This is a genomic window from Rhodococcus sp. 24CO, from assembly GCF_050586165.1.
Lineage (GTDB): Bacteria > Actinomycetota > Actinomycetes > Mycobacteriales > Mycobacteriaceae > Rhodococcus_F.
Genome location: NZ_JAZFNF010000002.1, coordinates 418,555 through 441,771, shown reverse-complemented (window position 1 = coordinate 441,771; position 23,217 = coordinate 418,555). Strand labels below are relative to the sequence as shown.

General features: G+C 59.7%; 22 protein-coding genes. 7 read left to right on the top strand and 15 right to left on the bottom strand.

The window, feature by feature from the left end; all coding sequences use genetic code 11:
- Window positions 1-9 precede the first annotated feature (9 nt).
- The 4 genes from V2B23_RS06290 to V2B23_RS06275 all read right to left on the bottom strand — a co-directional run bounded on the left by V2B23_RS06290 (window position 10) and on the right by V2B23_RS06275 (window position 4,356).
- Window positions 10-747 (bottom strand): GntR family transcriptional regulator, encoded by a 738-nt coding sequence (locus V2B23_RS06290; protein ID WP_045066737.1) that lies wholly within the window; start codon window positions 745-747, stop codon window positions 10-12.
- A gap of 131 nt (window positions 748-878) precedes the next feature.
- Complete coding sequence (locus V2B23_RS06285) at window positions 879-2,126, bottom strand: CaiB/BaiF CoA transferase family protein (protein ID WP_430949553.1); 1,248 nt, start codon at window positions 2,124-2,126, stop codon at window positions 879-881.
- Window positions 2,123-3,214: an acyl-CoA dehydrogenase family protein gene (locus V2B23_RS06280; protein ID WP_430949552.1), complete on the bottom strand. Its 1,092-nt coding sequence runs from the start codon at window positions 3,212-3,214 to the stop codon at window positions 2,123-2,125. Before V2B23_RS06280 ends, V2B23_RS06285 begins: the two co-directional genes overlap by 4 nt.
- Complete coding sequence (locus V2B23_RS06275; RefSeq protein WP_430949744.1) at window positions 3,211-4,356, bottom strand: acyl-CoA dehydrogenase family protein; 1,146 nt, start codon at window positions 4,354-4,356, stop codon at window positions 3,211-3,213. The genes V2B23_RS06280 and V2B23_RS06275 overlap by 4 nt, the downstream gene beginning before the upstream one ends.
- Before the next feature lie 175 nt (window positions 4,357-4,531).
- Between V2B23_RS06275 and V2B23_RS06270 the strand changes: the two genes are divergently transcribed.
- Window positions 4,532-5,509: an alpha/beta hydrolase gene (locus tag V2B23_RS06270; protein WP_430949551.1), complete on the top strand. Its 978-nt coding sequence runs from the start codon at window positions 4,532-4,534 to the stop codon at window positions 5,507-5,509.
- A 36-nt stretch (window positions 5,510-5,545) separates the two neighbouring features.
- Window positions 5,546-6,529, top strand: coding sequence for a MarR family winged helix-turn-helix transcriptional regulator (locus tag V2B23_RS06265; RefSeq protein WP_430949550.1), 984 nt, complete (start codon window positions 5,546-5,548; stop codon window positions 6,527-6,529).
- A gap of 19 nt (window positions 6,530-6,548) precedes the next feature.
- Here the strand turns inward: V2B23_RS06265 and V2B23_RS06260 are convergent, their stop codons facing one another.
- From V2B23_RS06260 to V2B23_RS06230, 7 genes are all read right to left on the bottom strand, one after another.
- Window positions 6,549-7,796 carry an MFS transporter gene (locus V2B23_RS06260; RefSeq protein WP_430949549.1) on the bottom strand — a complete coding sequence of 416 codons (1,248 nt, stop codon included), beginning with the start codon at window positions 7,794-7,796 and terminating at the stop codon, window positions 6,549-6,551.
- Window positions 7,797-7,845: 49 nt separating this feature from the next.
- The gene (locus tag V2B23_RS06255) at window positions 7,846-8,955 is read right to left on the bottom strand and encodes an NDMA-dependent alcohol dehydrogenase (RefSeq protein ID WP_430949548.1); all 1,110 of its coding nucleotides are present in this window, start codon (window positions 8,953-8,955) and stop codon (window positions 7,846-7,848) included.
- A complete protein-coding gene (locus V2B23_RS06250; protein WP_430949547.1) occupies window positions 8,955-10,439 on the bottom strand; it encodes an aldehyde dehydrogenase in 1,485 nt (494 codons plus the stop codon). Before V2B23_RS06250 ends, V2B23_RS06255 begins: the two co-directional genes overlap by 1 nt.
- A gap of 102 nt (window positions 10,440-10,541) precedes the next feature.
- Window positions 10,542-10,862, bottom strand: coding sequence for a 2Fe-2S iron-sulfur cluster-binding protein (locus V2B23_RS06245; RefSeq protein ID WP_430949546.1), 321 nt, complete (start codon window positions 10,860-10,862; stop codon window positions 10,542-10,544).
- Between the two features lie 10 nt (window positions 10,863-10,872).
- Complete coding sequence (locus V2B23_RS06240; protein WP_172937571.1) at window positions 10,873-12,105, bottom strand: cytochrome P450; 1,233 nt, start codon at window positions 12,103-12,105, stop codon at window positions 10,873-10,875.
- 33 nt (window positions 12,106-12,138) lie between these two features.
- Window positions 12,139-13,044, bottom strand: a complete 906-nt coding sequence (locus V2B23_RS06235) for an SDR family NAD(P)-dependent oxidoreductase (protein ID WP_430949545.1) — start codon at window positions 13,042-13,044, stop codon at window positions 12,139-12,141.
- Window positions 13,045-13,095: 51 nt separating this feature from the next.
- The gene (locus tag V2B23_RS06230; protein ID WP_430949544.1) at window positions 13,096-14,022 is read right to left on the bottom strand and encodes an SMP-30/gluconolactonase/LRE family protein; all 927 of its coding nucleotides are present in this window, start codon (window positions 14,020-14,022) and stop codon (window positions 13,096-13,098) included.
- Between the two features lie 353 nt (window positions 14,023-14,375).
- Here V2B23_RS06230 and V2B23_RS06225 point away from each other — a divergent pair, with 353 nt between their 5' ends.
- Window positions 14,376-14,618, top strand: a complete 243-nt coding sequence (locus tag V2B23_RS06225; protein ID WP_045065251.1) for a hypothetical protein — start codon at window positions 14,376-14,378, stop codon at window positions 14,616-14,618.
- Window positions 14,619-14,768: 150 nt separating this feature from the next.
- On the opposite strand, the gene V2B23_RS06220 is transcribed toward V2B23_RS06225, so the two are convergent.
- On the bottom strand, window positions 14,769-15,695 hold the full coding sequence (locus V2B23_RS06220; protein WP_430949543.1) for an alpha/beta hydrolase: 927 nt from the start codon (window positions 15,693-15,695) through the stop codon (window positions 14,769-14,771).
- A 54-nt stretch (window positions 15,696-15,749) separates the two neighbouring features.
- A complete protein-coding gene (locus V2B23_RS06215) occupies window positions 15,750-17,309 on the bottom strand; it encodes a flavin-containing monooxygenase (RefSeq protein ID WP_430949743.1) in 1,560 nt (519 codons plus the stop codon).
- 316 nt (window positions 17,310-17,625) lie between these two features.
- Between V2B23_RS06215 and V2B23_RS06210 the strand changes: the two genes are divergently transcribed.
- The gene (locus V2B23_RS06210) at window positions 17,626-18,387 is read left to right on the top strand and encodes an IclR family transcriptional regulator (RefSeq protein WP_430949542.1); all 762 of its coding nucleotides are present in this window, start codon (window positions 17,626-17,628) and stop codon (window positions 18,385-18,387) included.
- A gap of 32 nt (window positions 18,388-18,419) precedes the next feature.
- Here the strand turns inward: V2B23_RS06210 and V2B23_RS06205 are convergent, their stop codons facing one another.
- Complete coding sequence (locus V2B23_RS06205) at window positions 18,420-19,031, bottom strand: PadR family transcriptional regulator (protein ID WP_430949742.1); 612 nt, start codon at window positions 19,029-19,031, stop codon at window positions 18,420-18,422.
- Between the two features lie 266 nt (window positions 19,032-19,297).
- Here V2B23_RS06205 and V2B23_RS06200 point away from each other — a divergent pair, with 266 nt between their 5' ends.
- Both V2B23_RS06200 and V2B23_RS06195 read left to right on the top strand, forming a co-directional pair.
- Window positions 19,298-19,804, top strand: a complete 507-nt coding sequence (locus V2B23_RS06200; RefSeq protein ID WP_430949541.1) for a flavin reductase family protein — start codon at window positions 19,298-19,300, stop codon at window positions 19,802-19,804.
- A gap of 202 nt (window positions 19,805-20,006) precedes the next feature.
- Window positions 20,007-20,801, top strand: coding sequence for an IclR family transcriptional regulator (locus tag V2B23_RS06195; protein ID WP_430949540.1), 795 nt, complete (start codon window positions 20,007-20,009; stop codon window positions 20,799-20,801).
- A gap of 122 nt (window positions 20,802-20,923) precedes the next feature.
- Here the strand turns inward: V2B23_RS06195 and V2B23_RS06190 are convergent, their stop codons facing one another.
- A complete protein-coding gene (locus V2B23_RS06190) occupies window positions 20,924-21,436 on the bottom strand; it encodes a nuclear transport factor 2 family protein (protein WP_430949539.1) in 513 nt (170 codons plus the stop codon).
- Window positions 21,437-21,661: 225 nt separating this feature from the next.
- On the opposite strand from V2B23_RS06190, the gene V2B23_RS06185 reads away from it, so the two are divergent.
- Window positions 21,662-23,209: an FAD-dependent oxidoreductase gene (locus V2B23_RS06185; protein WP_430949538.1), complete on the top strand. Its 1,548-nt coding sequence runs from the start codon at window positions 21,662-21,664 to the stop codon at window positions 23,207-23,209.
- Window positions 23,210-23,217: the final 8 nt, after the last annotated feature.

The following is a 23,217-nucleotide window of genomic DNA, read 5'->3' as shown; positions in this document are numbered from 1 at the left end:
AACGGTAGGTCAGTGCGCCGGCCGCGTCGCTCCACCAGCGCGAAGCATCAGACTGGTACTGGCTTCGCCACCGTGTCGGTGCAAATTCATCAGATTCACAAGTTGCTCGTTGTCACCCACCGACAACGCTGCGATCATTTCGTCGTGCTCGCGCACCACTCGAGCGCGCCCTTCAGGGTCGTACAGGTACACGGCGTGATAGGGCATGGCCAGCGTCCACAATCGGCGCAATTCCGAAACGATCAATTGCAGCGGCGACCGATCGAACATCGCGAAATGAAACTCCCGATTTCGCATACGCATCAGTAGGTAATCCTCCGAATCGGCCGCTGCAGCCACTTCGACGGCCAAATCTTTGACTTCCGCCAGAGCCGCATCGTCGAAAACCGGTAGCGACAGAAGCACTTCCTTCTCGAGTGCAGCCCGCATGAGGTAGATCTGATCGAACTCCGACTTTTCCAGCCGCGCTACGGCGTACCCGACATTGTGTACGTGCCGGACAAGGCCCTCCGAGGTGAGTTGCCGCAGTCCTTCCCGGATCGGCAGTCGGCTGACGCCCAGGCGTTCTGCCATGGTTTCCTGCCGAATCTGTTGTCCCGGCAGCAGTTCCCCGGTGATGATCATTCGCTCGATTTCCGCAACGACCCGAGATGCTGCCTGCTCCGAGACCGATCGCCCCTGAGCTACTACTCCGCCGGTCGACGACGACTCGGTCTCGAGCTGGCGCGCTTTCGATCTGGGGGACACGAATTTCTCCTCTAGGACATTTTTCTCGACGGTTCCGATGCTCAGCGCGGCGATCGGCACCGATCTCGGATACACCATTGTTGCATCACCGCTGTCTCCTGCCCTTGCCTCTCGGTCGCGTCTCGCCGCCGCTAAGCGAGAGTGTCTATCGACTCCGCGTCGTATCCCATGGCCGCCAGAACCTCGACGGTGTGAGCGCCACACTTCACCGCCGGAGTCTGAGCGGCCGTCTTCGCATTGCCCAGCGAGATAGGAACACCGATTCCCCGGTATCCGTCACGTTCGACAAATAGCTCACGATGGCGCACTTGAGGTGACTGCAGCGCCTGCGCCACTGTGTTTACCGGACTGCACGGAACACCAGCTTCGGTGAGCCGGGCACCCAACTCCTCGCGTCGCCAGGTCTCGATCAGAGGCGCGATCAGCGCAATTAACTCCTCGCGGTGTTTATGGCGGTCACGATTGGCAACGAAGCGAGGATCCGTAACGATCTCGGGAACACCGAGAACCGCTGCAAGCGAGGCGAACTGCCTGTCATTTGCTGCACTGATGAAGAAATCACCGTCACCTGTAGCAAAGACCTGATAGGGCACGACGGTCGGATGGAGCTCGCCGGTCCGCTGGGGCACAACACCACTGACCGTCCAATTCGCGGCGTGGGGATGAAGAATCGAGATCACCGCGTCGAGAAGTGCAATGTCGACCAGTTGTCCGTTCCCGGTCCTCGTCCGATCGAGGACGGCTAGCAGAACTCCGCTGAACGCCAAGTTCGCTGCCACGATGTCGACGATCGGAACACCAACTCGAAGCGGATTGCCCTCCGGATACCCGTTGACGCTCATCAACCCACCGAAGGATTGCAGCACTGCGTCGTAACCGGGCAGACCGCCCATCGGTCCATCGACACCGAATCCCGTTATCCTGCAATAGATCATGCCCGGGTTCGCCGGGGCGAGCACCGACTCGTAGTCGAATCCCCATGCAGCGAGCGTCCCGGCCTTGAAATTCTCGACCACAACGTCGGCAGCTCTCAGGAGATGCCCGAGTACCTCACGCCCCTGTTCGGTTCGCAGGTCGAGGCAGATGTTGTCCTTACTGTGGTTCATGCCGCCGTAGTAAGCACTGATTCCGTCCTCGTCGAACGGGGGCCCCCAACCCCGGGTTTCGTCTCCGCTGGGAGCCTCTACCTTGAGCACGTCCGCGCCGTGATCCGCAAGCATCTGAGCTGCGTACGGCCCCGCCAGAACCCGGCTCAGATCCAGAACACGCAACCCGGAAAGGACGCCGTCACGATCTGCCGACCGCCACGCAGCTCGACCGTCGATCACGACGGGTGGTGTGACGGCATTGGCTTCGCTCGACGACGTGAACACACTCATGCGCTGATCTCTCCCTTCACGATGTCCCTACCCGGTTCGAAACCGGTAACTACGTCCCACAGATCAAACCCCTGATCGAGCACCCGAGAGGCCACCTGATCGGCCCAGTACTCCTCTGATTCCCATCTCTCACGCCACGCCCAGAGCGACGTGGTCGAACGACCGAGCGCATGTTCGGAGGTAAATCCAATGGCACCGTGGATTTGGTGTCCGGCAGCCCCGATCTCACGCGCCGATGCAAACACGAAAGTGGCCGCGGCAGCTACGTCCACTGCCGACGACGGCGCGCCGGCGTCAACTGATGCGCGGGCCGTCGCTGCTGCGGTCTCGACAGCCTTCGTAACGCTTGCCAACTGGGCCAGGCGCTGTTGCACAGCCTGAAACTTCGCCAAGGGTCGGCCGAACTGAGTTCGTTCACCGGCGTATCGGACGGTCGCATCACAAACCGCGCGTGCGGCCGCCGCCGACGCAGTCGTGTACGCCAACGCACCGCGTCGGATCACATCGTCTCGAACTACGTTCTCGGCGCAGCCGTGGCGGGTAACCGGCGTTCCTGTGAGCATTATGTCGTTCACCGGAATTCCGGTCGTATCTGTCCCGGGCAACACCGTGACCGATGCGTGGTCCGTGGATACCAGCGCAACATGGCAGGTCGGCTCGCGTGGGATCACGACAACAACAGTTCGCGCCAGTTCACCCCACACGACTGCCTCGAGTCGGCCGTCGAGAATCAGGCCGCCGGCGCCATCGTCACGCACAGCGATTTCGCCCTTCGTCGATACCGTTGCAATGTCGTCGCCGAGACTCAAACCGGCTTCGGCAGCAATCCAGGCGGCCAACACACCGTGCTCCACGATCGGTGTTGCGGCACCGCGACGAGAGAGGACACTCACGATTTCGAGCGCGTCGGAAAGGCTTCCGCCGCTTCCACCCGATTCTTCCGGCACTCCGAGCGTGGTGAAACCGGCGTCCTGCAACGCCCGCCATACTGCGTCGTCCGCATGCTGGAGGGGCACCTCGTGGCTTGGGCCGGCGCGGTCGATCATCGCATTCGCGGCGTCGACGAGCTCCGCTCGATATTCACTCATCTGAGCCCCATTCCGCGTCCGATGATGGAGCGCAGGATTTCGTTGGTTCCGCCGCGGAGGGTGAACGCTGGTGTGTGCAAAAGGCTGTGCGCAAGCAATTCCGCAAACGGATCTTCAGTGTGCAGACGCGCGGCAACGCCACTCGATCGCCGGACGACGTCGACGAGATCTCCCTCGAACGTCGAACCCAGATCCTTGACCATCGCAGCCATGACGTCGGGCGACCGTCCTGCCGCCAGTTCCGAGGCGACGATCAGCGACATCCTGCGCAATGTCCACGCTCGGGATGTGAGCATGCCCAAAGCCACGCGTTGTTCTGGCGTAGCTCCCTGTGCCCGTAGCCTTTCCGCCCACGCCCGCAGCAACGGCATCGTGCTCAGATATCGCTCCGGCCCCGACCGTTCGAACGCGAGTTCACTCATCACCTGCAGCCAGCCGTCGGCCCGTGTTCCGAGTAGTGCCGAGCGCGGAATCTTCGCATCGTGGAAGATGACTTCGTTGAAATGCGCAGCTCCGTCGATGCTCCGGATCGGGCGAATCTCGATGTTCGGATTCGGCAGGTCCACCACGAACTGAGACAGTCCCCCGTGGCGGCCCGACTCGTCAGTGTCTGTACGGGCGAGAACGATCATGGCGTGCGCGAGATGCGCTCCGGTGGTCCATACCTTCGTTCCGGTCAGACGCCAGCTGTCACCGTCCTCGACGGCCTTGGTTCGAACGGATGCCAAGTCGGACCCGGCATCCGGTTCGCTCATACCGATGGCAAAAAAGGTTGTACCGGAGGCAATTCCGGGAAGATAGCGTTCCTTCTGCTCCTCGGTGCCGAACTTCAGCAGGTTTGGTGCCGTTTGCCGGTCCGCGATCCAATGGGCGGCAACAGGCGCTCCGTGCGCAAGCATCTCCTCTGCCACGACCAGTCGCTCGAGGGGGCTGCGGCCATGCCCTCCATAGGCAGTAGGCACGACCATGCCGAGCCAACCTCGCTCTCCGACTCGCGCACTGAAAGCAGGGTCGAAGCCAGCCATCCAACTATCGCATTGTGGGATGAAAGTCCCGGTGCTGATCTCGGCCGCGAGAAATTTGCGAACTTCGTTTCGCAATTCTCGATGCGTCGAATCAGCACTTCCAGTAGTTGGCGCCATCTCGGTGGCGGTCACAGCACCCTCCTCGTCCGGTCTGTCGAAGACCCGTCGAACTCACCATACGTTATTGGATCCAATTTATGATTCTTTCTGGACGATCGGTGTACCGTAGTTGGCACTTCACCCCGATGCTCGGTAGATATTTCCTCGACGGAGGCTCACAGGAATCATGACCATGTCCGCCACACCACACTCGAAGTCGAGCCGGACGAATCATCAACTGGATCCCGAGGTCGCGGCGATGGCCGAGACCATGAAGCGGAACAATGTTCCTCGATCCCACGAAAGGGGAGTCGAGGAATCCCGGCGCGCACTCGAGTCAATTGTGCGCGGCCCCGGACCCGACATGCACACTGTCGAGACGATGTCGTTCACTGGAACACACGGCGAAGTCCCTGTGCGCGTATACATTCCATCCACCGCACCTGAGACGGAAGCGCCCGCACTCGTTTGGTTCCATGGCGGCGGCATGATCATGGGTTCGCTCGATTCCTTCGATCTGCTCGCGCGTGAGATCGCCGCCGCGACCTCTGCGGTGATCCTGAACGTCGACTATCGGCTTGCACCGGAACATCGGTACCCCGTCGCGAATGACGAAGCCTACGAAGCACTTGCATGGGCCCACAGCGAAGCCGATCGTTTCGGCATCGATCCACTCCGTATCGGCGTAGGCGGAGACAGCGCCGGCGGGAGCCTGGCTGCCGCGACAGCGCTTCGGTCAAGGAACGAGCACGGTCCTCACATCGCACAACAAGTCCTGATCTACCCAGGCCTCGAGCGGCGGCAGGACCGGCCCTCGATGCGCGAGTTCGGCGACAGCCCCTTCCTGTGCACGGCCGACATCGACTGGATGAAGTCGTTGTACCTCGGCGAGGATCCCAGCCGCGACGACGAGTACGGTGTCCCAGCACTGGCATCCGACCTCACGGACCTGCCGCCCGCGGTCGTCGTATCGGGATACGCCGATCCGCTGCGTGACGCGGTGGAAGATTACGGCCATCGACTCCAAGACGCCGGGGTGCCCACGGCAATCATTCGCTACCCCGGCGTAGCGCACGGATTCTTCATGCAGACGCAGTCGGTAAAACGCGCTCGAATCGCCATGTCGGAGGTTGGCGGACTCGTCGCAGCACGGTTCGCCGGCACTCGGTGACTCCCCTGGAGCGGGAAGCGGACTACGATTCCTTCGGTGTCACGTACTCCATCCCTTCCCGTCGCGCTGCTTCGATACATCGACCTTCTTGCCTTCTCCTCACACAGCAGTGCAAGCCGGCGACGTTTCGAGTCGGCTACCGGTGTGGCCGTTCCTCGTTCAGGCATCGAGACGCTGGAGATTCTCGCGAACAGCCCGCTCACAGGGAGTGAGCTCGCCGCAACTCTCCGGGTTGACATCACACAATCGAGTCGCCAGGTGACACGCCTGGTGCGAGCAGGTCTGGTGGTCAAAGAGCGTGCCCCGGACGACGGCAGACGTATCGTGCACTTCCTGTCCGACTACGGATTGCAAGTCGTGCTCAGGTGGCAGAGATCGTGGTTGACGGAAATGCGACGCCCCCTGGACACGTGGGCGGACCAAGAGGTCAATACGTTTGCCGACTGGATCGAGTGCGCAGTCGACCGAGTTCGGAGAACGCTTCCCGTTCCCGCTGGAACAGAATCGAATGTCGCCGAGCAGAGCGGAACCCGGATTGCGATATCGGAGATCGCCGGAAACCCCGTAGAAGCAAGGTGTCTGAGTGCGATCGCAGATTTTGTCTATCTTATCGGTCGAGCCGATTTCGATGCCGCCCTCGCCAAAGCACGCGTATCACTCAGTCCGTCCCAGTACTTCGTTCTTCAAGACATCGGGTGGTTCGGGCCGACGAGCGTATCGGACGTCGTTTCGCGACTCGCACTCGACCAAGCCTCCGCGTCCCGGACTATTTCATTTCTGGAATCGGAGAACCTGGTCCTTCGAACTGACGAAGGAACAGATAGACGCAGTCGTCCTGTCGAAACGACGGCCAGTGGCGCGTCCGTACTGGCCAGGATACGTACCTCTCGACTCGACAGCCTGCGCGACCTATTCGCCGATATCGACAAGGACCTCGCGCAGCAGTACGCAGCGCTAACCGATCAGTACCTCGACGACGTTCTGAGTACTGCCGACATGACGGCGGTCCGATACGGCTGAGTGCCGGGTCGACAGCGTGTCAGGAAACCCCTGCGGCCGTCACTCGGTTACGCACGAACAACACCGACCCGAGTGCCGTTGCCGCAAAGCAGGTGAAGGCACCGAGCAGTAGTCCCGCTCTGCCTCCCCACTCCTGACACACCCAACCCGCAATTGGCGCGCCGACCGCCGAGGACCCGATGAACGCGGCCGACCATAAAGACATGACCCGCCCTCGCATCGCCGGATCCGCTTCGAGCTGCAGAGAGCTACTCACTGTCACCGCAAACGAAACACTGCACATCCCGACGGCCACCAACACCGCCAGCAAAATCCACAACGCCGGCGAAACAGCGGCCGCAACAAGAGCCAACCCGAAGATCGTGCAACTGGAAAGCAACGGCGTGACCCCCGTCCTGCCCCACGCAGCCATCAGCAAACCGCCGATCACAGCACCGATCGCCATAGCCGTCGTCATGAACCCGTACATCTGCGCGTCGGCCCCGAACGTCTGCGTGGCGACAATCGGGAAAACCACGTGAAATTCGTACGTCAAACATCCCACCAAGGCCATCATCAGAAGTGGCGTCAGAAGTTTCGTCTCGGACCGCACATAGGCCAGACCATCTCTCATCTGACGCTTGACCCGGCTGGCACCAGGCGCAGCGACTAGAGCCGAGATATCCAATCGCACAAGCGATATGACCACAGCGCCATATCCAACAGCATTAAACAGAAAACAGATCCCCAATCCGCCCGCAGCAATCGTCACGCCGGCGATCGCCGGTCCCACGGCCCTGGCCACGCTGCCCACAGTCGAGTTCAGGCTGACCGCATTACGGAGATCTCCGTGACCAACCAACTCCGCAACAAATGCCTGCCTGGCCGGATTCTCGAAGCACTGCACCAAACCGAACAGACCGGCAATCACGTACACGTGCCACAAAGCGACGACGTCGAGGACAACCAGAACTCCGAGGACGAGGGCGAGCAATCCCAACGTCGTCTGCAATCCGATCATCAAAGTGCGCCTGTCGAACCGATCGGCGATCACTCCCCCGTACGGCCCGAGCAGCAACATCGGAATCGTTTGCAACGCCAACACGATGCCGATTGCCGTCGCGGAACCGGTTAACTCGAGAACCAACCAGGACTGAGCAATCGTCTGCATCCAATTGCCCGTCAACGAGACCGACTGCCCCGACATGAACAATCGAAAATTAGGATTCGACAGCGAAGCAAACGTCCTCGCCTGCAGACCCCGAATCCCGTCGACGACAGCCGTCATCGCACTGTCTCAGAACTGTTCAGTGCCGAACGCTCATCCGAGTGCATAGTCAGAACAGGATCATTCCGCGAATGATCGACGCCGCCCGCATGTCCTCGAACGCCTCGTTGATCTCATCCAACACGTACGTCTTGGTGACCATTTCGTCGAGAAGGATCTTTCCCTCCATGTACATCCGTAGCAGTAGCGGAATATCCGAACGCGGATTGGCATTGCCGTACCACGATCCCGAAATCGACTTCCGCATCGACGTCAGACCGATCAAACTCAGATCAACCGTCATCTCGAGCGGATCGCCGATCGAAACCTGGACACACACACCACCTTTGCCCAACATATTCACCGCAGGAGCCAACAGATCCCTCGACATCTTGCCTACCGTGATCACGACGACGTCCGCCATCGCGCCCCACGTCAGGTCAACGAGAAGTGACTGCGCCTCTTCGATATCGGCCGCCGTATGAGTTGCACCGAAGCGCTTCGCCTCCGAGCGTTTGAACTCGGACGGGTCGACGACAACAACATGACGCGCACCAGCCTGAGCCGCGCCCTGCACGGCACCACATCCCACACCACCCATGCCCAGAACCACGACGGTATCGCCGGCTGTCACCTTGCCCACGTACACCGACGAACCCCACCCTGTGGTGACACCGCACCCGACCAAAGCCGCCTTGTCCAATGGCACGTCATTGGTGATCTTCACGCATGAGGCCTGATTGACCACCGTGTACTCGGAAAACGTCCCGACGATGCACATCAGGCGAGCATCCTTGCCCCGCACGTGATGTCGCGAGGTATCGTCACTGATTTGCGTGCCGACACCGATATGCGCGCCCATGTCGCACACGCTCGACATCCCCTTCGCGCATGCGCGACAACGCCCACACGCCGGAATGAAACTGAACACCACATGGTCACCTGGGGCCAGGTCCGTGACGCCGGCACCGATACGCTCCACCACACCTGAACCTTCGTGGCCGCCGATGAACGGGTACTGCATAACGTTCGTGCCGTCACGCATATGCTCGTCGGAATGACATAGCCCCGTGGCCGTCATCTTGACCAGCACCTCACCGTTTTGGGGCTCGTCGAGCTCGATCTCCTCCACCGACCACGGCTCTCCCGGAGCCCACAACACCGCCGCACGAGTCTTCACTATTCGACCTCTCCTTCTTCGCGCGCCGACCCCGCCAACTGATCGGCACTGACGTAAATCGACTGATACTCCACAAACGACGCCAAACCCTCAGGGCCGAACTCGCGGCCGATGCCACTGGACTTGAAACCACCGAACGGCGAACCCAGATCCATCTGGTAGTAATTCACCCCGAACGTGCCGGTACGGACACGACGCGCAATATCGATCCCCCGCTGTTCGTCACGAGTCCACACCGAGCCGGCCAATCCGAATTCACTCGCATTCGCCAACGAAACAGCTTGCTCCTCCCCCTCATACGGGATCACCGCCACAACGGGGCCGAATACCTCCTCCTGTGCCAATGCACTCGAATTGTCCACGTCCGCTATGACTGTCGGCTCTACGAACCATCCGTCCTGAAGCGACTTCGGGCGTCCACCGCCGGTTACCACGCGGGCACCCGAAGCCTTGGCCGCATCGACATAGCCGAGTACCCGATCTCGATGACCACTCGACACCATCGGTCCACAGGTCACCTCCGGATTCAACGGATCACCGACAACCAACGAACGAGCGGCCTGTTCCACCACCGCCACTACCTCTTCGTAGCGCGATCGGGGTGCCAGAACACGCGAATGCAGAACACATGCCTGCCCGTTGTTGATGAACGACGTCGAGTTCAGGTTTGCCGCAAAGACATCCAGATCGGCATCCTCACACACGATCGAGGCCGACTTACCACCCAGCTCGAGCGTCACTCGCCGCACCAGCCGGCCACACGACTCCCCGAGCCGACGCCCCGCAGCGGTACTACCGGTGAACGACACCTTGTCGACACCGGGATGTGCCACCAAGGCTGCACTGACTGCCCGATCTGCGGGTACAACATTGAGCACACCCGGCGGCAACCCCGCTGCCTCCGCAGCATCCGCCAGCACAAACGCATCCAGCGCCGTCTCCGGCGACGGCTTCACCACCACCGAACACCCGGCGGCAAGGGCCGGGGCAATCTTTGCCACGGCAATCAGCAGCGGAAAATTCCACGGAACAATAGCTGCCACCACACCGACCGGTGCCTTCCGAACAATTGTCGCCCCACGGCCACTGGGTCTGATCTCCTCCAACCATCCGGATTCGATCAGATCGGCGTACTGGTGCAAAAGCCTCACCGGCACAGCAGTATTAGCCCCGCGCGACACTGCTATCGGCGACCCGTTCTCACGACTGATCAGCTCCGCCGTGGCATCACCGCGCACCGACAACTCCTCCGCGAAGCGCCGCAGAACCTGTGCACGCTCTACGGGGGTCAAACGCGGCCACGGTCCCGAATCGAAAGCCGCGCGCGCTGCCTGCACCGCCGAATCGACATCCGCCAAGCCTCCCAAAGGCGCTGCCCCCAAAGGCTTTCCGGTTGCCGCCTCGAGCAGTATCAGTGAATCACCAGACGCCGGGGGAAGCCAACGACCGCCGATAAACAAATCATCCCGTGAATAATCAGACATCATCACTACTCCGCCTCCACAACAACTCATCCAAAAGAACAGCTTCCCAACGCATCTATCCGCCTTCCCCACATACGGGAGGCGGATAGATGTTCAAACAAATCAGAGTTGAAGCTTGGGAATCGTGCAATGCAGATCAACACCGTCCTGCAGCGTCAATTGACAGGACAGCCGCGAGGTCTCCTCACGGTCCGTAGCCGCGCAGTCGAGCATGTCGTCCTCGTCTTCACTTGGCCCGGAAAACTTGTCCATGTCCGACTCGCCAAGGAAAACGTGGCACGTCGCGCACGAGAGCACCCCACCGCACTGTCCGACAATCCCACTGACTCCGTTTCTTACAGCGGTCTGCATCACGGAGTCGCCGGCAACACCGTCGATCACCTTCTCCGACCCGTCCGCCTGCGTGTAGAAAACCTTTGGCATGTGTGCCCCCCTACCAGGCGACCGGGAGAGACGTGATCGGCTGCACAAGATTGTCGAAATCGACAACGACGTCGCCCGCGAGTCGAATATCAGGCAAGCGCCGGAACAACTCGGCGATGCCGACCTGCATCTCCATTCGCGCAAGTGGCGCACCAAGGCAATGATGCAGGCCGTAGCTCAAAGTCAAATGCGGATTGTCTGCGCGGGTGACATCGAAACGCTCGCCATCCTCGACCGCGATCCCGTCATGGGCTGTCGCTGCAGGATCAACGAGAATCGCCTCGCCCTCAGCCACGAGCTGACCGTCGAGTTCGATGTCCTCGGTGGCAACAAACGGAACCAAACCGCCACTGCCGGCGATATCTTGACCGAGTTCGAATCGTCCGTGCCGCAGAATCTCCTCCACCGCTGTCGGCGCAACGCCGTCGACGTCCTCGAGTAGGACGGCGAGCTGGTCGGGATTATTCAGAAGCGAGTACACACCCGAGCAAATGAAGTTGGCCGTATTGTCGAAGCCGGCGACAATGAGAATCAATGCGATCGGCATAATTTCAGCGTCGGTAAGGCTGTCGTCTTTGTCTCGCGCGTTGGCCAAATCGCTGAGCAGATCCTCGCGCGGCTCACGACGACGCTCGTCGATCAAGGCCATCATGTACTGGATTAGCTCACCCATGTTGGTCATGACCTCTTCCTCGGGCATATTCGCCACCGCAAGAGTCGCGGAACTCCACTTCTGGAATTTCGACCGATCCTCCGGAGGGACTCCGAGAAGATTGCAGATCATCTGAATGGGCAACGCAACGGCGTAGTCGTCGACGAGGTTGGACGGTGAGCCCTTTGCTACCATCTCGTCGATAAGGGTGTTCGCGAATTCGACTGCCGAATCACGCATACCACGAACACGTTTCGGCGAGATGGACTTCTGAACCAACCGACGGAGCTTACTGTGCTGGGGCGGATCCTCGAACTGAATGGTCGTCTTGAGGAAGTCCGGGAACTCCACGAAGTAGGGGACCTTACGTTCACCTGTGCGGAAAGGCTCACGCACGAACCGAGGATCGCTGAGCATGGCGCGGGCAGTGCTGTTGCGGTGGATGATCCAGACGTCACCGCCGATCGGCATCGTCACCTTGGTCATCGGTCGATCGGCTGCGATTGCCTTGTACCGGGCGGCAGCTTCGGTGGGCGGGACCGCGGCAAACGGATACGTAGTGTCTGCTACGGGTTCTTCAACGGTAGTCATGTCATCTCCAAAGAGGATGTGAGGCAGAGAGAGTCAAGAAGCCGGTACATGCGGCGGGGTGACGACCTGGGGTACGGCATCGGTGGTAACTGCCATGATCTCGTCGAACCGGTTTGCAACCGTTTCGATCGACAACTCGGGATCGGCAATACCAACCGTGTTGACAATTGCCATGCGATTCACTGCGCCGCCTGCCACGTTGAATACCTCACCCGTTACCGCGGTATCGGCGTGAACCAAGTACGCGCCGACAGGTGCTACCTGCTCAGCTCGCAGCGCCGTGCGCATGTATTCGAGAACCTCCGGTGACAGACCATCGGCAGAAGCCTCGGCCATCCGGGTACCTGCACCTGGAGCGACGGCATTGACTTTGATCCCGTGCTCGGCGCCCTCCAGCGCCAGATTGCGGGTCAGCGCGAACACGGCCCCCTTGGAACTGCCGTAATGGGTCATCATCGAGTTGCCCAGCATTGCCCCCGAGACCGTGTTCACAATACGGCCGGCGCCGGAGTCTACGAGGTGAGGCCAGGCTGCACGCGACAGAAAAAGCGATCCGAAGTAATGAACATCCAAGTGCCGCTGGTATTCCTCGTCCGGAACCTCCGTCCAAGCAGCGGTACGCACAATTCCGGCATTGTTGATGACGGCGTCCAGTCGTCCGAAGTTGGATATGGCTGCATCGACAAGAGTTCGAGCGCCTTCCTCTGTGGATACGTCGGCAGTGCAGGCTACGGCGCGTCCCCCGGCAGCAGCAATTTCAGCAGCCACGTCAGCAGCGGGGTTGTCGCCGTCGAGCCCCGACCCGTCCGTTCGGGCACCAATATCACCGACCACCACGCTTGCACCCCGTGCTCCGAGCAGCAATGCATACTCTCGCCCGATTCCGCGCCCGGCTCCGGTGATGACAACAACACGATCGTCGAAACGTAACTCGCTCATACTCTTCCTCTTCCAGGGCTATGCGGTGCAGGATCAATCGTGTCTGGCAGATCAGGGACGGGTGCCGCCGCCACTGTGATGGACTTCGGCCGACCAGATCGACGCGAGTGCTTCGCGCGCAGACTTCTCGAAATCGAACACCTCGACACCTACCGTGACAAAGAGAGTTGAGCGATCCGAACCGCCTAGCATGCAGGCAGACCCGACACCCCGCTCGAGAGGAATCGCGATCGCATCGGTGATCTCGCCGCCCTCCACGAAACGGCCGACGTATCCACTTCCCGGCATAGCCGCCCAGACGCCGCCGTCGGAGTCCAGGCAAATACCGTCCGGAAGGAACGGGGCCGGTGCAAATTCGCGGGGGTTCGACAATGTGCCGTCAGCCGCACGATCGATGACGAGAAGCCGGTTGGCAAATGCCTCTGCAGTGTACAGGCGAGTTCCATCCTCGGAAAGGGCAATTCCGTTGGCTCCCATGAGCGGACCGATCGAGTCGATTGCAGCGGCGGAGCCATCCATCTCGACAGAGATCAGCGGTGCCGCTACCGGCTCCGCACCGTTGAAGAGATCGAACCCGAGCTGGGTGACGTAGGCACGACCGTCGGTATCGACCACCATGTCATTGATGGGGCCCGGCGCATGCGCGGACAGATCCGAGTACTCCTCCAAGGATGCGCCGTCGAACACCAGCACCAGCTTTTCATGCATGGACGTGACGATCATGCGTCCGTCGGGCAGCCAACCGAATCCTCCCAGCACGATAGGAACTGTGGTGTCAGCCGCCCGCGAGGTCGCGTCGACTACCGTGCGGACCTCACCGGTCGCGTCAACAGTCTTGATTGTCGACGTGTACATGTCCGAGAACCACAGGGCGCCGTCGTGCCAGCGGGGGCACTCCGGCCACGAGAATCCCTTGGCAATCTCGTTCGCTTCGAGGATGCGAGCGCCTGCAACTGCGTCAGCAACGGCATTGGTCATGACTTTTCCTTCCGTGGCGGCGTTCATGCGCTCGCCGTAAACAACGAAACATGCTGCTATGCAAGGGATCCAGAGGCAAACCTTGGGCATGTGATGCCGTTCACACTACTTGGTATATGCGGATTGTCAACTAATTTATTTGACGCCCGTAACTTGGGACTCAAAATTGGATCCAGATTTGACCTGACGATACCCATTCGAGCACTACGCCGAAGCAATTCACAAGAACTATTCGGGGACGGCACACCCGACGCACAAGAAGAGCGTCGGCCCAACGGGATTACCCGTACTAATTTCCGGCGAACTGAGCGAGCCTTGGATAGCCGCTCGCCGAACCAACAGGAGGATCTACGATGACGCTGCAGAAATTGACGTGTGAAGTGTGTGACCGTTGCGTACTCGTCGAAAAGTTCAGCACTGCCCACACCACCATCCAGTGGGTCGACGACGCGAACGACTGCACGTTCATCGCGGAAGCGCACCGCCCCCTGGGAGACAACGACCGGGCCTGCCCGGCGTTGCGACGCAGCATCGACAACGCGGTGCGCTCACAGGAACTTACCGAGAGCAGGATCGAACTACCAAGTGTCAGTTAAGGTTCAGTCCAGTAGGAACTCACATCAGGGCGTGGCCTACGGGCCTGAACCGAGGAACGAGTTCGGGTTGACCGCGGGCGCCCTCGTCCACCGCCACGGCCAACCCGAACTCGATTGTCATTCAAGAGCTTCACAGGTCCCCAATCGCTCCTAACTCTCGTCGAGCACTCCGCGAAGCATCGTCCAGATATCACGACGAGCGGGTTCCGTGAACGAGAGCGACGTGAACGTCAGAAATCCGTGAAACAGTCCGTCGAAACGGTGATGCCGGACGGTCACACCGGCCATCTCCAGCATCTGCGCGTACGTGTCCCCCGATGTGCAGGGCGGATCCAGCTCGGCGGTGACGATTACCGCCGGCGGTAGGCCGGCAAGAGTCTCTGCCCGCGTCGGAACCAGACGCGGATCGTCGGTCCCGTTGGGTGCATACTGCTGCCAGTACCACTTCATCGCCGAAGTGGTGTTGTAGTGACCTGTGCCGTACAGCCGATACGATTCCGTCTCGAAATCATCGTCTATCACCGGATACATGAGAACCTGTGCCGCAATTTCCGGGCCACCTCGATCTCTCGCTGCAATGGATACCGTGGCTGCTAGATTTCCACCGGCGCTGTCCCCGGCGAGGACGATCTTGGACGGATCTGCGCCATAGTCGCCCGCGTTCTTCGCCACCCATTCCAAGGCTGCGTACACATCATCGTGGGCAGCCGGAGCAAGATGCTCGGGAGCAAGCCTGTAGTCGACCGCAACCACGACAGCGCCAACACCTTCCGCCATCGAGCGACAGAATTCGTCATGACTGTCCAGGTCACAGAATACAAAACCACCGCCGTGAGCGAACACTACAACCGGCAGATCTTGGCGATCTTCGTGTGGCCGGAACACTCTCAGTGGCAAGTCTCCACCGGGACCGTCGATGGTGAGATCGTGAACCGCAAGCATGTCCGGCAACGCCTGCAGCGGAGCACGTCGACTACGGATCAGCTCACGCAATTCGACTGGTGGAAATTTTGTGACGTCCGGGAATCCGGATTCCAGCGCGGAAAGCATTGCCGCAACTTCGGGATGCACTGTCATGAATGATCTCCTGATCGTCTACGAATTCTGTTATCTCGGTGTGGAAATCGCCTGTTACAGCGCCTTCGCACCGTCCAGTTCAAATCCTTTGTATCCGGCCTCCGCAACCTCGCGCAAGATTTGCCCGTAGACGCCGAAACCACCGATGTAGGGCATGAACACTCGGGGCTTGCCGGGAATATTGGCTCCCATGTACCACGAATTCGCCGTGGGAAAAAGCGTCGCCGACGCTCGGTCGTTGCATTCCTCGACCCACGTCTCCACCGCCTCGGCGCTCGCTTCGATCGTTTCAGTGCCGTGCTCGCCCATGTAATCCAGGCAGCCGGCGATCCAATTGACGTGTTGCTCAGCAGCGAGGACCATATTCGACAGCACGCTCGGACTACCAGGGCCGGTCACAATAAACAGGTTCGGAAAGCCGTGCACTCCCAGTCCGAGATATGTGCGCGGTCCTGCGGACCATTCGGTGCCGAGCTGACGACCCCCACGTCCCCGAATGTCGATGCGATTCAACGATCCGGTCATCGCATCGAAACCGGTTGCGTAAACGATCATATCGAGTTCGAAGTTCTCGGCGCTCGTCTTGATACCACCGGGCGTAATGCGATCGATCGGCGCCTTTCGCAAGTCCACAAGTGAAACGTTGTCGCGGTTGAACGTCTCGTAGTACCCGTCATCGGTGACAATGCGCTTGGTGCCGATCGGATGATCCTTCGGCGTCAGTGCTTCGGCGAGTTCGGGATCGTGTACGAGTTCTCGTATCTTCGCCTCTGCAAACTTGCGTGCCGTGTCGTTGGCTTCGATGCTCGCGGTCTGATCCGGAAAGGCTTTACCGAAAAGGACTCCCCCGCGCTTCCACCATTCTTCGTATACCCGGGTTCGCTCTGCCTCGTCGACCTCCATTGCCCGTTTGGGATATGGAGTGAATGGTGACCCCCCACCGCTGATCCATGAAAGCCTGCGCCGCTCTGCGTAATTCGCCTTGCTTTCGTGCCTCGCCTCCGGAGCCAACGGATGATTGCCTGCTGGGATCGAGTAGTTGGCGCTACGCTGGAAGACGTACACATGCTCCGCAGACTCCGCGATCAGCGGTATCGATTGAATACCCGACGAACCTGTTCCGATGACGCCAACGCGTTTGCCTCCGAAGTCAACTCCGTCGTGTGGCCACTGTCCCGTGTGGTACGACTCGCCGGTGTAATCGTCTCGACCGGCGATGTCGGGCAGATTCGCAGCCGACAAGCATCCCGTCGCGAAAATGCAGAATCGCGCTGACGTTTGATCGTTCCCTTCGGTGACGACATGCCATGTTGATGTGGATTCGTCGAAGGTGGCCGAGGTAATACGGGTATCGAACTGGAAGCTCCGATTCAGGTCGAACCGTTCCGCCACGTGTTCGAGGTAGCTCAATATCTCGGGCTGGGTGGCATAGCGCTCACTCCACTCCCAATCTTGTTGAAGCTCTTCGGAAAACGAGTAAGAGTAATCCAAGCTTTCAATGTCGCATCGCGCGCCAGGATAACGGTTGTGATACCAGGTCCCCCCAACGCCAGAAGCTGACTCGTATCCTTGGACCCGCAATCCCCGTTGCCGCAAGGTATGCACGGCGTACATGCCGGCAATGCCAGCTCCGACCACTATCACGTCGAAGTCGCGACTGTTCTCATCTTCGGTGTTTCTGGTATTCACGATGCGACATCCCTCTCGAAATCCGTCGCCGATGTCCGACAACCGGAACACTTGCGTTCCGCCACGATAAATCGCCCGCTCAGCCTTGAGAACCAAGTCTCCCGTCCAGCGGTCGCTCCCCGACAGCGACCTCCAGTTGGTGAACTGCTTCACAAATCCACCAAGCCGTGTCATGATTCCTAATAGGAATACCGAAGTCCAAGGCTTTTGGTGGAGAAACAGCCGAACAGGAGCTAGCCCGATGACGATCCAGTCGACGATCGACCGCTCAACCCCAAACGCCTTCCTCGATCGCGTTTCTCTCCTGCTCGACACCTTCGACGGGAGTGCCAGGCTGACCCTCGCTCAGATTGTTCGTCGCACAGGATTGCCCCGGTCTTCTGTGCACCGAATGCTCGAACATCTCGTCCAACTGCGATGGCTACAGCGTGAGGGCCACGACTACACACTGGGCTTGCGCCTGATGGAACTCGGTTCATTGGCGGTGCGACAGGACCGGTTGCACTCGGCCGTCATTCCCCACCTCCACGAACTGCATCGTGTAACCGGACTTGCTGTCCAACTCGCAGCGCTCGACGGAGACGAACTCGTATTTCACGAGTATGTCGGTGGCCGACTTGCCGGTGCCGTCCCGAACCGCGTCGGGTCACGCGACAAAGCAGACCAGGTTGCGCTCGGAAGAATCCTGCTGGCGTACAACGGAGCGTCCGGACCGTCGTACGATCGACTTCGTGAAACCGGTATCGCGTGTGAGCGGAATACACCGATCGAAGGGTTCGGTTCCATCGCCACCCCGATCGGCCCTATCGGGTCGGCGACATCTGCATTGTCGCTCTCCGGACCTAGCCACCAGCTTCCTCTGAACCCACCCGATCCTCGGCTGACAGAAATCCTGGTCAACACTGCTACCGCAGTCTGGCGTCGCGTCAACAACCATGTTGTTCCAACAATGCAGCGCAGCAAGACCTTACGGTCAACTCCGCACGGATCATCGGCTCGTTGATTCCAACTCCAATCGCAACTGTTCAGGAAAGTTCAGTCAGACCGGGGCTTCTGGATTGCGTCGTCAACAGACTTCCATATTCCCGGATCGACCGGAGTCGGTAGGCCGAGTTCGTCGACACGACTCTGTGCGAACAGTTCGGCAGCTTCGTCGATTTCCTCGAGTAAATCACGAGCCAGGTCGATTTCTGCTTGGAAGTGGCGTGCCGCCCAGCGAAGACTCATCTTCGAAAACGCCCAACCCGGCTCACCTTCGGAATGATCGGCATGCTGGGCAGCCTTGGCCATCTTTTCTTCGACGTTCGCGATGTGATTGCATACGATCGCCTTCAAGTGGTCCGGATCGTTCAAATGGCCCATCCACAAACGCAACATGACGCTGTGCTTCAGTACCGGAAACTCAACGGGCGACTCCCGCGACCATATCCGGACCGCGTCGACTCCCGATTGCGTTATTCCATAGACGCGGCGGGTGCGTTCTCCCCATTCCGAAATCTCTCGAGATTGCACGAAGCCAACTGTCTCGAGTTTCTTCAACTCTGTGTAGACCTGACTGAGCGACGGGCTCCAGTAGTAAAACCCCACGCTCCAATCTGCCCACTTCTTCAGATCGGTTCCACTCAATTCTTCACCGAACGTGAGCATTCCCAGCACTGCCCAACTCGTGGCGGGCAAAGCCGGTAAGGATGCGTCATTGAGATCGGGCACGGACCAAGACTAACAACGACATGCATTCACCGCCTAAGGCTGTCCCCGCTGAATGGAACACCCACTTTTCCTCCCGACTGACGGGAACGACGGCGCCGGTGGCATCCGTGAAACCCCAGAATTGCTTCTGCACATCACGTGCCGACAGTCACCGAGGGAGACGAATGTCCCTACCACACATACCTACTGACGATGCTCTACACATGATTCAAAGCGATCGTCGCGAACCCGGCAACGAAGCGCGACCAGATGCCGCGCAGTTCAGATATACACTCGGAAACTTCTGCAGCGGAGTCACCGTGATCACCGGCCTGTCGTCGGACGGGCACCCGATCGGCTTCGCCTGCCAATCATTCACGTCGTTGTCAATCGACCCGCCGCAGATACTCGTGTGCCCGGGGAAGAACTCGACAAGTTGGCCACGCATCGCCGCCACCGGCCGCTTCACTGTAAATGTCCTCGCACACGACCAACAAGCTGTGTGCGTTGCGTTCGGATCATCCACCGGCACCAAATTCGAATCTGCACCGTGGACGACTCGACACGGGGCCGTTCTGATAGCGAACACACTTGCTTGGATCGACTGCGACATCGAGACGGTCCACGACGGCGGCGACCACCACATCGTTGTCGGAGCAGTTCGTGCGCTGCGCGTCGAGCGAGAAAACGACTCGCCCTTGGTCTTCTTCCGAGGCAGATACGGCCTCTGAAGCACTCTGGAACAGTGTATTTCGACAAAATATAGCCGTAACTCTCGATCACGACCTCCGCAGACCACCCGGACAGCAAATATGCAGTCACGGATCGATACGCCGGATGTTCCCGCGAGGTGGGTCAGTCGTTTGCGAAGACCGACCCACCCTCATTAGGGTGACGGCCATCACAGCATTGAGGTCAAGGTCAGGAGATCCGGTGAGAAGTACACGCAACGTAGACGATCTGGTGTCCGTCGTCGATCGAATTTCGGTCATCCTCGAATCATTCAAAGGGGCAGGCCCTCTGACGCTTTCACAGATAACCCACAAGACCGGAATTCCTCGCTCAACCGCTCACCGACTTCTCGAGCAACTCGTAGAGGCGCAATGGGTTGCGCGAGAAGAGCACCGGTACGAATTCGGCACCAGATCATACGAAGTCGGACAATGGGCACTCAACCAGAACCGACTCCGCCATGGCGCTCTCCCCGTATTGAACCGACTGGCTCGCTCTTCCGGACTCACGGTGCATCTTGCAGTCCTGAACAAGGGTGACGCTCTGTATCTGGACCGCATCCCGGGTCGGAAGCCTCTGTCGCTTCCGACCAAAGTAGGAGCCCGGATCCCCGCGCACCTCACTGGTGTCGGCAAAGCCATATTGGCCAATCTCGAACCCGAACGAATGCACAACGCAACCGCGGGTCCGCTTCGCCAGTCGACGCCTTACAGCATCACGTCGCACGAGCGACTTTACGAGGAACTCGAACGCGTCCGCAACCACGGCGTAGCGATGGATCGTGAAGAAACTGTGCCGGGGATAGGTTGTGTTGCAACATCAATCGGACCCCGGGACCACCACTACGGCAATCGGGCGGCAATCTCGGTCTGTGGACCCATCGAAGACATGAAGATGAATCAGCTTGTCGGCACGGTTCGCATCGCAGCTCGAAACATCTGGGACGCGTGCGTCGCCAATGATCTCAAATCGGGAGACCACCGCGAGGCTTCGTAACCCTCGGATCCTCGAATACCTCACGCGCACAACCTTTCCTCGACGCATCGAGGCCGGCAGAAGTCAGACGATCTGCCGGCCACGTGCCTTCACCATCGCGTACACGCACGCTGCTGCGACAATCAGTACCGAGCAGACGAGTGAAAGTCCGGGGTAGCGTCCACTCTCAACCGTGTCAACGACCGGTAACTGATAAGCCATCGACCGCCTTCCTGGCGGTATTCCTCGTGGTAGTGGCCGTACCCGTGCAAATGCTCTTCGCGATCTCCATTCGTCCACCACAATTTGTCTTCCATCGCCCAGATACCGCGAGCAGTAGTGTTCGACGTCAATTCGATCTCTGGCGTGTGCCCGTGATGGACCGATGTGATCTTGGTGTCGCCGTCGAGCAATGAACTGATCGTGCGCGCCAATCGTTCGTTCCCCACAACTCGATTCGCAACGCCGTCAGTCTGCGGCTGCCTGTCGATGGGCGCGCCTCCCCACGTCTCCGAAATAACGTCGTCGGTATGCAACGCCGGGTACATCTCCCATTGCTTGTTGTCCATGCACCGTAGTCGGGCAGCAAAAGTGTTCTTGATGCTTTCGATGGCCAGGAGTTGCTCGCCCACCGTCAAGGTGATTTCGGTTCCCATTTCACGATAGTGTCAGCGCGCATGCCATTGGGCAACAACCTGTTCCGATGAACGGACACCTCACCACGGTGAATCCTTGAACTGGAGCCTTTCGAATGCGGTAGTGAACCTCCGCCCGAGTTGTCGACGCGAAACGATAACCCACCAATGGGATTCACCCTGGCGTACACCCTCCACACGGTATTGCGTAGAGATTCAACATATTCGCAGTGAGGAAACGGAAGAATGCAGAACTGGACAACCGAATGCGACGTGATCGTCGTAGGTTCCGGCGGCGGAGCGCTCACCGGAGCGTATACCGCTGCAGCGCAAGGCTTGAAGACCGTGATCCTGGAGAAGACAGCGCGATTCGGCGGTACCTCCGCCTACTCGGGGGCAGCAATCTGGCTTGCTGGAACATCCGTTCAGGAACGTGCCGGAATAGGCGATTCGCTCGAGAAGGCTCGCACCTATCTCCGCGCACTTCTCGGTGACCACGAACTCGAACGACAAGAAGCATTTGTCGACACGGCACCGGCCGTCGTCGAATTGCTGGAGAAAGACCCGAACATCGAGTTCGAGTGGCGCCCGTTTCCCGACTACTACAAGCGCCCGGGTCGTATGGATTCCGGTCGCGCGATCAATCCGATCAATCTGCCGTGCAGCGACATCGGGGAACTGCGCCACTTGATTCGACCCGAACCCGGAATCGATCGCGCCGGGGGCGCACAGCCGGAGGAGACTCTGATCGGCGGACGCGCGCTGATCGGCCGACTGCTACTAGCGCTCGAGGGCACCGGACACGCAGTGCTGCACAACAACACTCCTGCGCGATCACTGATTGTCGACGGCGAACGCGTTGCTGGAGTCCATGCAACGAATCCCCACGGTGAAAGCATTCGGATCAAAGCGAAATACGGGGTTCTTCTTGCTGCCGGCGGCATCGAAGGCAGCAGCGAGATGCGTACTGCCAACAAAACTCCCGGAAAAGCGCAGTGGAGTATGGGTCCACAAGGAGCGAACACCGGCGATCTCGTGAACGCTGCCGTCGAGATCGGTGCGGCAACGGACCTGCTCGACGAAGCCTGGTGGTGCCCGGGGGTGGAAATGCCCGACGGCCGTGGAGCTTTCATGGTTGGGCTCCGAGGGGGCATCGTCGTCGACGCACAGGGCGAACGCTACCTGAACGAGTCCCTGCCTTACGACCAATTCGGACGCGCGATGATCTCCCGGGACAAGACCACTCCGGCGGTTCCGTCTTACCTGGTGTTCGATTCGCGCGAGGGAGAAGGAATTCTCCCTGCGATTTCCGTGCCTGAAGCGACTGCGGCCCACCATCTATCTGCCGGCACTTGGGTAAAGGCCGATACCATTGATGCGCTCGCTAACGCGATCGGTGTACCGGCCGCGAATCTCTCTGCGACAGTCGCCCGTTTCAACGACTTCGCGAAACGTGGAACCGACGAGGACTTTACACGCGGCGAGGACCCGTACGATCTGTTCTTCTGTCCTCCTTCGGATTCGGGCGACGCTCCCAACCCCGCGCTGCACGCGATTTCACAAGGACCTTTCTACGCTGCACGAATCGTTCTCAGCGATCTCGGCACAAAAGGCGGCCTTCGCACGGACGCCGACGGACGAGTCCTTCGGGCCGACGGCTCCAGCATCGAAGGGCTTTATGCCGCAGGGAATACGGCGGCATCTCTGAGCGGTCGGCATTACCCCGGCCCTGGCGTGCCGCTGGGAACCGCAATGGTGTTTTCTTATCGGGCAGTTGAACACATGGTGAATTGATCCGCTGG

What these genes read in the sequence shown, in the direction of transcription:
- V2B23_RS06285 (WP_430949553.1), bottom strand. Translation starts at nt 2,126, where the DNA reads ATGAGTGTGTTCACGTCGTCGAGCGAAGCCAATGCCGTCACACCACCC.
- V2B23_RS06280 (WP_430949552.1), bottom strand. Translation starts at nt 3,214, where the DNA reads ATGAGTGAATATCGAGCGGAGCTCGTCGACGCCGCGAATGCGATGATC.
- V2B23_RS06275 (WP_430949744.1), bottom strand. Translation starts at nt 4,356, where the DNA reads ATGGCGCCAACTACTGGAAGTGCTGATTCGACGCATCGAGAATTGCGA.
- V2B23_RS06270 (WP_430949551.1), top strand. Translation starts at nt 4,532, where the DNA reads ATGTCCGCCACACCACACTCGAAGTCGAGCCGGACGAATCATCAACTG.
- V2B23_RS06260 (WP_430949549.1), bottom strand. Translation starts at nt 7,796, where the DNA reads ATGACGGCTGTCGTCGACGGGATTCGGGGTCTGCAGGCGAGGACGTTT.
- V2B23_RS06250 (WP_430949547.1), bottom strand. Translation starts at nt 10,439, where the DNA reads ATGTCTGATTATTCACGGGATGATTTGTTTATCGGCGGTCGTTGGCTT.
- V2B23_RS06245 (WP_430949546.1), bottom strand. Translation starts at nt 10,862, where the DNA reads ATGCCAAAGGTTTTCTACACGCAGGCGGACGGGTCGGAGAAGGTGATC.
- V2B23_RS06240 (WP_172937571.1), bottom strand. Translation starts at nt 12,105, where the DNA reads ATGACTACCGTTGAAGAACCCGTAGCAGACACTACGTATCCGTTTGCC.
- V2B23_RS06235 (WP_430949545.1), bottom strand. Translation starts at nt 13,044, where the DNA reads ATGAGCGAGTTACGTTTCGACGATCGTGTTGTTGTCATCACCGGAGCC.
- V2B23_RS06230 (WP_430949544.1), bottom strand. Translation starts at nt 14,022, where the DNA reads ATGACCAATGCCGTTGCTGACGCAGTTGCAGGCGCTCGCATCCTCGAA.
- V2B23_RS06225 (WP_045065251.1), top strand. Translation starts at nt 14,376, where the DNA reads ATGACGCTGCAGAAATTGACGTGTGAAGTGTGTGACCGTTGCGTACTC.
- V2B23_RS06220 (WP_430949543.1), bottom strand. Translation starts at nt 15,695, where the DNA reads ATGACAGTGCATCCCGAAGTTGCGGCAATGCTTTCCGCGCTGGAATCC.
- V2B23_RS06215 (WP_430949743.1), bottom strand. Translation starts at nt 17,309, where the DNA reads ATGTACGCCGTGCATACCTTGCGGCAACGGGGATTGCGGGTCCAAGGA.
- V2B23_RS06210 (WP_430949542.1), top strand. Translation starts at nt 17,626, where the DNA reads ATGACGATCCAGTCGACGATCGACCGCTCAACCCCAAACGCCTTCCTC.
- V2B23_RS06205 (WP_430949742.1), bottom strand. Translation starts at nt 19,031, where the DNA reads ATGCTCACGTTCGGTGAAGAATTGAGTGGAACCGATCTGAAGAAGTGG.
- V2B23_RS06200 (WP_430949541.1), top strand. Translation starts at nt 19,298, where the DNA reads ATGATTCAAAGCGATCGTCGCGAACCCGGCAACGAAGCGCGACCAGAT.
- V2B23_RS06190 (WP_430949539.1), bottom strand. Translation starts at nt 21,436, where the DNA reads ATGGGAACCGAAATCACCTTGACGGTGGGCGAGCAACTCCTGGCCATC.
- V2B23_RS06185 (WP_430949538.1), top strand. Translation starts at nt 21,662, where the DNA reads ATGCAGAACTGGACAACCGAATGCGACGTGATCGTCGTAGGTTCCGGC.